The sequence below is a fragment of the Pseudoalteromonas sp. TB25 genome (genome assembly GCF_000497995.1).
Classification (GTDB): domain Bacteria; phylum Pseudomonadota; class Gammaproteobacteria; order Enterobacterales; family Alteromonadaceae; genus Pseudoalteromonas; species Pseudoalteromonas distincta.
Map to the genome: position 1 here is coordinate 1 of NZ_AUTI01000149.1, position 9,307 is coordinate 9,307.

Sequence of the window (9,307 nt, forward strand, 5' to 3'; positions counted from 1 at the left end):
CGGGGGCCGATGGCCCTATATTATCGCTAAGAGGCTTTGATAACTTAGCGTATTACCGCACAGTAGAGGGTCAGCCTAATGTATATATAAACGATACCGGCTGTGGGAATACCATAAATATTGATCACCCTAAAACACTGCAACTTGTACTTGATAGCCTTCGTTATTGGGTTGAGGTAATGGGAGTTGATGGTTTTAGGTTTGATTTAGCGACCATTTTAGGTCGCTCAAAAGCAGGCTTTAGCTCTGCACATACTTTTTTACAAGCAGTAGCCCAAGACCCTGTGCTGAATAAGGTTAAGCTAATAAGTGAGCCTTGGGATATAGGCCCAGGTGGTTATCAGCTTGGTGCATTCCCGCCGCCATGGCGAGAATGGAACGATCAATACCGCGATGTAATTAGACGTTTTTGGCAAAGTGAAACAGGCATTATTGCAAGCGTTGCAAAACGTTTGCATGGATCGTTTGATATTTTTGAGCATAGCCAACGTGGACCACTTAATAGCATTAACTTTATAACGAGTCATGATGGTTTCACGCTTGCCGATTTAGTGAGTTATGAAGAAAAGCATAACGAAGCCAATGGTGAGCAAAACAGAGATGGGCACAGTGCAAATCACTCGTTCAACTGTGGAGTAGAAGGCTTTACCAGTGACTCAAAAATAAACGTACTGCGTTTGCAACAACAAAAGAACTTTTTACTTACTTTAATACTCTCAAAAGGTGTACCCATGATTGCCGCTGGCAGCGAAATGGCGCACTCTCAAGGGGGTAATAACAATGCTTATTGCCAAAATAATCGCACTAGCTGGCTTGCCTGGAAAGATTCTCAACTTAATCATTCGCTAACACGATTTATTGATGATGCTTTAAAAATTAGACGCGCGCACAGCGCGTTCAAACACAGTGTATTTTTAGATGATATAGACGAGCGTTTTACCGTTAAGTGGTTTACTGAACAAGGTAAAACCATGACCGACGCTCATTGGCATGAAGATACCAGACAGTTTTTAATGTATAGCTTACTTGATAAGCAAAATAATCATGCATTACTGATGGTATTTAATGCCAGTAAAAAAACAATTTTTTGTCAAATGCCGCCTTCGCCTATTAATGCGCTGTGGCAAATGGTTTTATCAAGTGTAAATAATGCATCTGTGAGTAGTAATGAAGATGCGATGGTTGAAATTTCAGCACAAAGTAGTTGGGTTTTTAGTGCTAATTTAGAGGATGTAAGTCATGGCTAAACAAAGTGAACAAGTGTGTGTAGTAAAGGGCTGGCAAGAAGGGCCCGTTATTGATGAAAGTACGCTTAAAGATGACTTAACACGGCATTTTTATTATACCCTCGGCCGAGATAAGGTGGGTGAATCGCAGCATTATTTGTATCACGCATTAGCGCTTACTATTCGCGACAGACTTGTGGCCCGCTGCAGAGAAACGAATCAACAAATTAAGCAAGAGAAACGCCGCAAAACGGTTTACCTTTCTCTTGAGTTTTTGATGGGACGTGCGCTGGGTAATGCAATACTAAACCTAGATTTAGACGACCAAGTTGCTGCTGCATTACAAGAATACTGCACAACAATAGAAACAATTGAAGACGCCGAGCACGACGCAGGTTTAGGTAACGGTGGTTTAGGCCGCCTAGCTGCTTGTTTTTTAGATAGCTGTGCAAGTCTAGCGTTACCTGTCATTGGTTATGGCCTTCGTTACGAATACGGCATGTTTAACCAATCAATTAAAGATGGTAACCAAATTGAGCAACCAGATAACTGGCTGCGCGAAGGGCACCCATGGGAGCTAGGCGCGCCAGAGCATGCAAAACGTGTGAAGTTTGGTGGCTACGTGCAAAGTTACACAGATAAATTCGGCCGAGAGCATCGTCAATGGATGAGTTCACAAGATGTATTAGCTGTACCTTACGATGTACCTGTCCCAGGTTATAAAAACAATATTGTAAATACGCTACGCTTATGGAAATCAGAAGCAACAGATGAATTTAATTTAACCGAATTTAATGCGGGCAGTTATTCAGAAGCCGTCGCACAAAAAAATCTAGCCGAACAGATCACCATGGTGCTGTATCCAAATGACAGCAGCGAAAATGGTAAAGAGCTTAGATTGCGCCAACAATACTTTTTATCATCGGCGAGTATTCAAGACGTAGTTGATCAGTGGGTTTCTCAACATGGCGAGAGCTTTAGTGACTTTGCTGATTTTCATGTTTTTCAGTTAAACGACACGCATCCAAGTATTGCTGTTGCAGAGCTAATGCGTATTTTAATTGATGATTACGAATTAAATTGGAACGATGCGTGGCAAATCACAACTAAAACCATGGCCTATACAAATCATACGCTACTTCCTGAAGCGCTTGAAAAATGGTCTGTTTCGTTGTTTTCAAAATTATTACCACGCATTTTAGAAATAGTTTACGAGATAAATGCACGCTTTTTAGCACAAGTTGCACAGCAATGGCCGGGAGATGTTGAAAAGCAACGTGCATTGTCACTGATTGAAGAGGGTGATGAGCCGCAAATTCGTATGGCTTATTTAGCTATTGTAGGTAGTTACTCTGTAAATGGCGTAGCAGCACTTCATACTGAACTGTTAAAAGCGGGATTATTTAAAGAATTTTATGCATTGTGGCCAGATAAGTTTAATAACAAAACAAATGGTGTAACGCCTCGTCGATGGCTCGCGCATTGTAATCCAGTATTAAGTGAATTAATTGGTGAAAAAATTGGCCATGATTGGGTTAAAAACTTTTCAAAAATTAGTGATCTGCGTCGTTTTTATGACAACAAGGCATTTCATGAGCAGTGGCAAAATGCTAAACGTGAAAACAAACAACGTTTAGTTGATTTAGTTAAGGCGCGCTGCGATATCGATTTTGATGTATCAATGATGTTTGACGTACAAGTAAAACGTATCCACGAATACAAACGTCAGCTATTAAACATACTTCATGTGATTCATTTATATGACCGTATTCGCCGTGGGGATACCCAAGGACTTGTTCCTCGTTGTGTTCTATTAGGTGGTAAAGCAGCGCCAGGTTATTACATGGCTAAAAAAATTATTAAGCTTATTAATAACGTGGTAGAGGTTATAAATAAAGACCCTCAAGCTGCACCATATTTACGCGTCGCATTTTTACCTAATTACAACGTAACCGCAATGGAAGTTATTTGTCCTGCAACCGACCTCTCAGAGCAAGTATCTACCGCAGGCAAAGAAGCGTCTGGTACTGGCAACATGAAATTTATGATGAATGGTGCATTGACAATAGGCACGCTGGATGGCGCAAACATTGAAATTAGAGATGCTGTTGGTGCTGATAACTTCTTTTTGTTTGGCGCACAAGCGCACGAAATTGACGATATTAAATCACGTTATAATCCAGAGCATTTAATATCGCAAAATAGCGATTTAAAGAATGTGATGCAATTACTCGAGAGCGGGCATTTTAATTTATTTGAGCCATGCTTATTTGACGACATAACAAATGCAATTAAGAGCCCGCACGATCCATGGCTTGTTGCTCACGATTTTGAAAGTTATGTAGCAGCTCAAAAAGAAGTTGATAAAGCTTACGCAGATCAGACCTACTGGACACAAATGAGTATTTTAAATACAGCAGCCAGTGGACTGTTTTCAAGTGACAGAACCATAAGCCAATACAGTGAAGATATTTGGCATTTAGAACCCCTCAATATTAGTGAAACAGACTTAACGACAACTAAAAGCCATGCCACTAACAGCCTAGACTAAATGGAGAGAGTATTATGCCTAATTATGCAAATCGCTACATAAGTAGCCTAACCAGAGAAACTTACGCGTTAATACTGGCAGGCGGTCGCGGTTCTCGCCTGCATGAGTTAACCGATTGGCGAGCAAAGCCAGCAGTTTACTTTGGTGGTAAGCATCGAATTATCGATTTTCCACTATCAAACTGCATTAACTCGGGTGTGAGACGTGTTGGTATTGCTACACAATATAAATCACATTCATTAATACGCCATGTAAACCGCGCATGGGGGCACTTTAAAAAAGAGCTAGGAGAGTCGGTTGAAATACTACCTGCATCTCAGCGCCAAGGTGATGATTGGTATTGTGGAACCGCAGATGCTGTTTTTCAAAACATAGATATTATTCGTCACGAGCTTCCTAAATATGTGATGATTTTGTCTGGAGATCATGTGTACCGTATGGATTATGGTGCTTTATTGGCTGAACATGTGCAAAAAGGCGCAGATATGACTGTGTGTTGTATTGAAGTTCCAGTAGAGGAAGCCGCAGACACGTTTGGTGTAATGACCGTTGATGAAGAAAATAGAGTGTGTCGTTTTGATGAAAAACCAGCAATGCCGAGCTCCGTACCCGGCAAGCCAGGTACATGTTTAGCATCAATGGGGAACTACATTTTTAATACTGAATTTTTGTTTGAGCAACTTAAAAAAGATTCTGAAAATGAAGGCTCTGGACGCGATTTTGGTCACGATATTATTCCAGCGATTATAGAAGAGCATAATGTATTTGCTTTCCCATTTAGAGATCCAAACCAAGAAGGGCAACCTTATTGGCGCGATGTAGGTACGCTTGACTCGTTCTGGGAAGCTAATATGGAACTGGTAATGCCAGAGCCACAACTTGATTTATACGATCCAACGTGGCCAATATGGACTTATCAAGAGCAACTACCACCTGCTAAATTTATTTTTGATGATGAAGATAGACGTGGTATGGCTTTAGACTCAACAGTCTCGGGTGGGTGTATTATTTCGGGCTCTGCGGTTAGAAAATCCCTGTTGTTTTCTAACGTTCACGTTCGCTCATTTTGTACTATTGAGCAGTCGGTTATTTTACCCGGTGCGGTTATAAACCGAGGTTGTAAAATTAAACGCGCAATAATAGATAGAAGCTGTGAAATACCGGCTGGTCTTGAAATCGGTTTTGACAAAAAAACAGATGAAGAAAACGGCTTTAGGGTATCTAAAAAAGGTATCGTTCTTGTTACACGTGATATGCTCACTGAGCTTGCAAAAAAGTTAGAACGCCAAGCGCGAGAAAATAAAAAGCTAGCGTAACAACAAGTTAGATAAGCACGACAACATAGCTTGCTCATTTGTGAGCAAGCTCACACAGGTTTAAAGGAAATAATAAATTAATGCATGTATTAATGGTTGCAGCAGAAAATGACGCGTTACCAGGCGCAAAAGTAGGCGGTGTGGCAGATGTAGTACGCGATGCACCTAAGGCTCTTGCAAAGCAAGGTATAACGGTTGATGTTGTTATTCCTGATTACGGGTTTGAGCCGCTTGAGCGTATTTATATAGGTGAAGTAACCGTTGCATTTAATGCTCAACCCCATGTATTAACCATTTTTAAAGTACAACAAGCCGAAAATAATGTAAGCCAAATTGTTATTAGCCACCCGTTATTTAGTGAATCAGGCAGTGTATATTGTAATGATGCACCGGGGAGGCCTTTTGCAACTGATGCGACTAAATTTGCTCTATTTAACGCAGCCGTCTGCGAAGCGTTATTACAAGGTGTATTAAAGCGCCCTACAGCGCTGCATTTACATGATTGGCACAGTGCCTGCGTTGCAGTTTTACTTAAGTTTGAGCCACGTTATAGCTCACTTAATACCTTACCTATTGCCTTCACAGTGCATAATATTGCACTGCAAGGGATAAGGCCTTTCAAACATGATGATTCAAGCTTAGAGGCGTGGTTTCCATCACTTAGTTATAATGGCCAGCAATTATGCGACCCGCGTTACCCTCATTGTTTTAATCCTATGCGCAGTGCAATAAATCTATGCGATAAAATACATGTTGTATCGCCAACTTACAGCCAAGAGGTTCTTGAACCTAGCAATTACGAACATGGTTTTTTTGGTGGCGAAGGGCTTGAGCAAGATCTGCAAAATGCAGCAAGCCAAGGCAAGCTTGTTGGTATTTTAAATGGCTGCGAATATCCAAGCAATGCACTTGAAGGAGCAACTCTCGCTGATTTTTATAGCCAAGCAGAGAACACTTTATTTACTTGGATGGCAAATAGCGAGCAGTTACAAAGTGGCTACTATATTGCCCACCAACGACTACAGCAATTTAAAGCAACGGTTAATAACGGTCCATTAGTTACAAGCGTTGGCCGTCTTACTGAGCAAAAAGTGTTGTTATTGTGCCAGCAGGTTAATGGGGTTTTAACTATTGATAAAGTGTGCCAATTAATTAATGAACATAATGGCAGACTTATTATTCTCGGCTCGGGTGACAAAGAGCTCGAAAGCATATTTACCAAAGCAATGGCGCGTAATTCCAATCTTTTATTTTTGAAGGGGTATGGGCAAGGTGTTGGCGATTTAATGTATCAATTAGGTGACTTATTTTTAATGCCAAGCTCATTTGAACCGTGTGGTATTAGCCAAATGCTAGCAATGCGAGCGGGGCAACCGTGTTTAGTACACAGTGTTGGCGGATTAAAAGATACTGTTAAACACCACGAAAATGGTTTTAGCTTTAATGGAGACACGTTGGCAACGCAAACGCGTAATTTAATTAGCTGTTTAGACGAAACTCTCTTAATTAAAAAGCAAAATCCTAAAAGATGGCATAAAATTAAGCACAGCGCAGAGCAAATGCGTTTTTCGTGGCCACAAGTGGCAACTGATTATATAACAACCTTATACCGGTAAATCGTTTCTGTACTTTAAAGTTTAGTGACAAATCTACCTGCTTAGGGTTTAATTACTTAGTATTATATAAAAGCTAAGAAGTAGGTAATGTGTCTGTATTTGTTGCAAGGCAAGCAATATTCAATCGAAGTAAAAAAGTAGTAGCCTATGAGCTACTTTTTCGTGATAGTCCAAAAAATTATTTTCCAGATATTGCAGAAGGCCAAGCAACAGCAAGGCTTATTATGGAAAATCAATTAAATTTAGGTACACGCCATATTACATCAGGCAAAAAAGCGCTTATTAATATAGGACCAGAATCACTAAAACTCGATTTATGTGCTTTCTTACCATGTCAAGACGTTGTGATTGAGCTGCTCGAAACCATAGAACCTACCGACGATAACTATGAGCTATGCCGAGGTTTATTTCACAGTAACTACAAACTCGCGCTCGATGATTTTGTATATAAACCACAATGGGATCGTTTTTTAAAGCTTGTGAAGCTCATTAAATTTGATATTGCAATTACACCTCTTAGCGAAATACAGCCCATAGTTACTAAGTTACAAGCGCATAAACAAATAAAAATACTAGCCGAAAAAATAGAAACACAAGATGACTATAAGCTAGCCTTTGATATGGGGTTTGATTATTTTCAAGGCTATTTTTTTGCAAAACCCACCATGATAAAACAAAACGACATTGACTATAACTATGGTTTAGTTGTCGCTATTTACGCCGAAATAATGAAAACAAGTCCAGATATAAAAACTATATCTGGACTATTTGAGCTTGATGCTGCACTTGCATATAAATTGCTGCGTTTAATTAACAGTGGTGTTTTTCCTATACAAAGCGAAATATCATCACTTAAGCAAGCGCTTGTGTATTTAGGGCATGAACGCCTTAAAAAGTTTGTGAGCCTTATTGTTACTGCTCATACAGCGGGTAAAAAACCTGCAGAGCTAATGCAAGTGTGTGTTGTACGTGCTCGTTTTTGTGAGCTTGTGGCAAAAAAGGTTAATAAAAGTCAGTCAGGCGAAGCATTTTTAACAGGATTATTTTCACTGCTAGATGCAATCCTTGATCAACCAATGAGCTTGCTTGTTGAAAAGCTACCTTTCCCTGATGAAATAAAAACGGCATTATTAGGGGACAAAAACACACTTTATTATATTTTAAACGTTGTTAAAGCATATGAAACAGGAAGCTGGTGGGCACTTGAACAAGCTGTACTTTTGTTGAATATTGACAGTGCTATACTACCTCCACTTTACCAGCAGTCAGTCGATTGGGCTGACAGTTATAAGAATAATATTTAACGGATAATAGCTTTAATGCGCAATTATAATATGGACTTTATTCGCGGCGTTGCCGTGCTTGGCCTCGTTTACATGAATGCTTACGCCTTCGGCATTTTTGAATATGGGTATTCCTCCTTAACTAATCCTCCTGTTAGCGACTCAATTATTCACACCCTTAGCAGCGTGTTTGTAGACGGGCGTTTTAGAACGCTGTTTAGTTTGCTTTTTGGTGCTGGGCTTTACATTCAGTGGGAGCGTTACAAGTCTGAAGTGCAAATAAAAAGCAGGCTCTATTGGTTAATCCTCTTTGGTTTAGCGCATGGTTTTTTACTTTGGGCCGGTGATATTTTATTTGTTTACGGTGTATCTGGCTGGTTTGTTATTAAATATTTAGAAAGTGATAGCAACGTACTTTTAAAAAGAGGGTTTGCATTTACCTTGTTGTCGGCTGTGATTACCTTACTTGTTATATCTAGCGTACCCGATGAAATAATTTACCGCGATACAGCACAGTTTATTGAATTATATAACCCACACTATATTGATTACTTTATTAGTAACCTTGCTATGAACACGTTAATGCTTGTTATGGTGCCAATAATGACAATGTGGATGTGCGTGGGCCTTATGCTCATTGGCATTTATTTATATAAACAAGACGTTTTTAGTAAAGGCTTAACGACTCAGCAATTAATAGTTTGCGGTGCAATGACCCTTGTTTTTTGTGGAATCAGGCTTTATGCATCACAGCTTAATGGCAGCTTAGGATATGGGGTGCAAGAATTTATAAATATGTTTGCGGCGTTAGGTATGGCTACGCTGTATATTCATTTAATTGTTAAATTTTGCAATAACAGCGCACACGTTGGCACGCTTATTCAACAAGCGGGGCGCTTAGCATTTACTTTATATATTAGCCAAACACTCATACAACTGTTGTTATATAAAGTGCTATTTACACACTGGGTGCTCAATTTTGATCGTATTGACTACTGGTTAGTTGCAACGTCATTAGTTGCACTGCAGCTCATATTTACCTTTATATACAGCCGCTATTTTAACCAAGGCCCGCTTGAATTTGTATGGCGTAAATTAACGAAAGCAAGAATTAATGCTTAAACACCTATAAATTTTAAATTAGGGGCGAAAAAATAGTGTGGGTGGTTTACACTACTCGCCTTAAAAATTACTACGCTATAAGTGCCATGACCGAATTAAAACGTTTAAATAAATTTATTAGTGAAACAGGATTTTGTTCACGCCGCGAAGCCGATAAATATATTGAGCAAGGTCGTGTCAGCGTTAATGGCTA

Annotated in this window: 6 protein-coding genes and 1 pseudogene; all 7 read left to right on the plus strand. The window is 39.7% G+C overall.

Annotated features, from left to right (window positions below):
* A pseudogene (locus L652_RS01000000123195) lies at positions 1–1,247 on the plus strand (glycogen debranching enzyme GlgX); the annotation flags it as partial.
* Positions 1,240–3,777 carry a glycogen/starch/alpha-glucan phosphorylase gene (locus L652_RS0103255; protein WP_024595374.1) on the plus strand — a complete coding sequence of 846 codons (2,538 nt, stop codon included), beginning with the start codon at positions 1,240–1,242 and terminating at the stop codon, positions 3,775–3,777. The pseudogene L652_RS01000000123195 and the gene L652_RS0103255, both read left to right, overlap by 8 nt.
* Positions 3,778–3,791: 14 nt before the next feature.
* Positions 3,792–5,093 carry a glucose-1-phosphate adenylyltransferase gene (glgC, locus tag L652_RS0103260; protein WP_002958601.1) on the plus strand — a complete coding sequence of 434 codons (1,302 nt, stop codon included), beginning with the start codon at positions 3,792–3,794 and terminating at the stop codon, positions 5,091–5,093.
* Between the two features lie 80 nt (positions 5,094–5,173).
* A complete protein-coding gene (locus L652_RS0103265; protein WP_024595375.1) occupies positions 5,174–6,709 on the plus strand; it encodes a glycogen/starch synthase in 1,536 nt (511 codons plus the stop codon).
* Between the two features lie 89 nt (positions 6,710–6,798).
* On the plus strand, positions 6,799–8,013 hold the full coding sequence (locus L652_RS0103270) for an HDOD domain-containing protein (RefSeq protein ID WP_024595376.1): 1,215 nt from the start codon (positions 6,799–6,801) through the stop codon (positions 8,011–8,013).
* Between the two features lie 30 nt (positions 8,014–8,043).
* Positions 8,044–9,114 (plus strand): DUF418 domain-containing protein, encoded by a 1,071-nt coding sequence (locus L652_RS0103275; protein WP_024595377.1) that lies wholly within the window; start codon positions 8,044–8,046, stop codon positions 9,112–9,114.
* Positions 9,115–9,149: 35 nt separating this feature from the next.
* A partial coding sequence (locus tag L652_RS1000000124455) for a S4 domain-containing protein (protein ID WP_253951842.1) occupies positions 9,150–9,307 on the plus strand: 158 nt, incomplete at its 3' end.

Excerpts from the sequence above, each read along its gene's own strand:
- L652_RS0103255 (WP_024595374.1), top strand. The coding sequence starts at position 1,240 with ATGGCTAAACAAAGTGAACAAGTGTGTGTAGTAAAGGGCTGGCAAGAA.
- glgC (WP_002958601.1), top strand. The coding sequence starts at position 3,792 with ATGCCTAATTATGCAAATCGCTACATAAGTAGCCTAACCAGAGAAACT.
- L652_RS0103265 (WP_024595375.1), top strand. The coding sequence starts at position 5,174 with ATGCATGTATTAATGGTTGCAGCAGAAAATGACGCGTTACCAGGCGCA.
- L652_RS0103275 (WP_024595377.1), top strand. The coding sequence starts at position 8,044 with ATGGACTTTATTCGCGGCGTTGCCGTGCTTGGCCTCGTTTACATGAAT.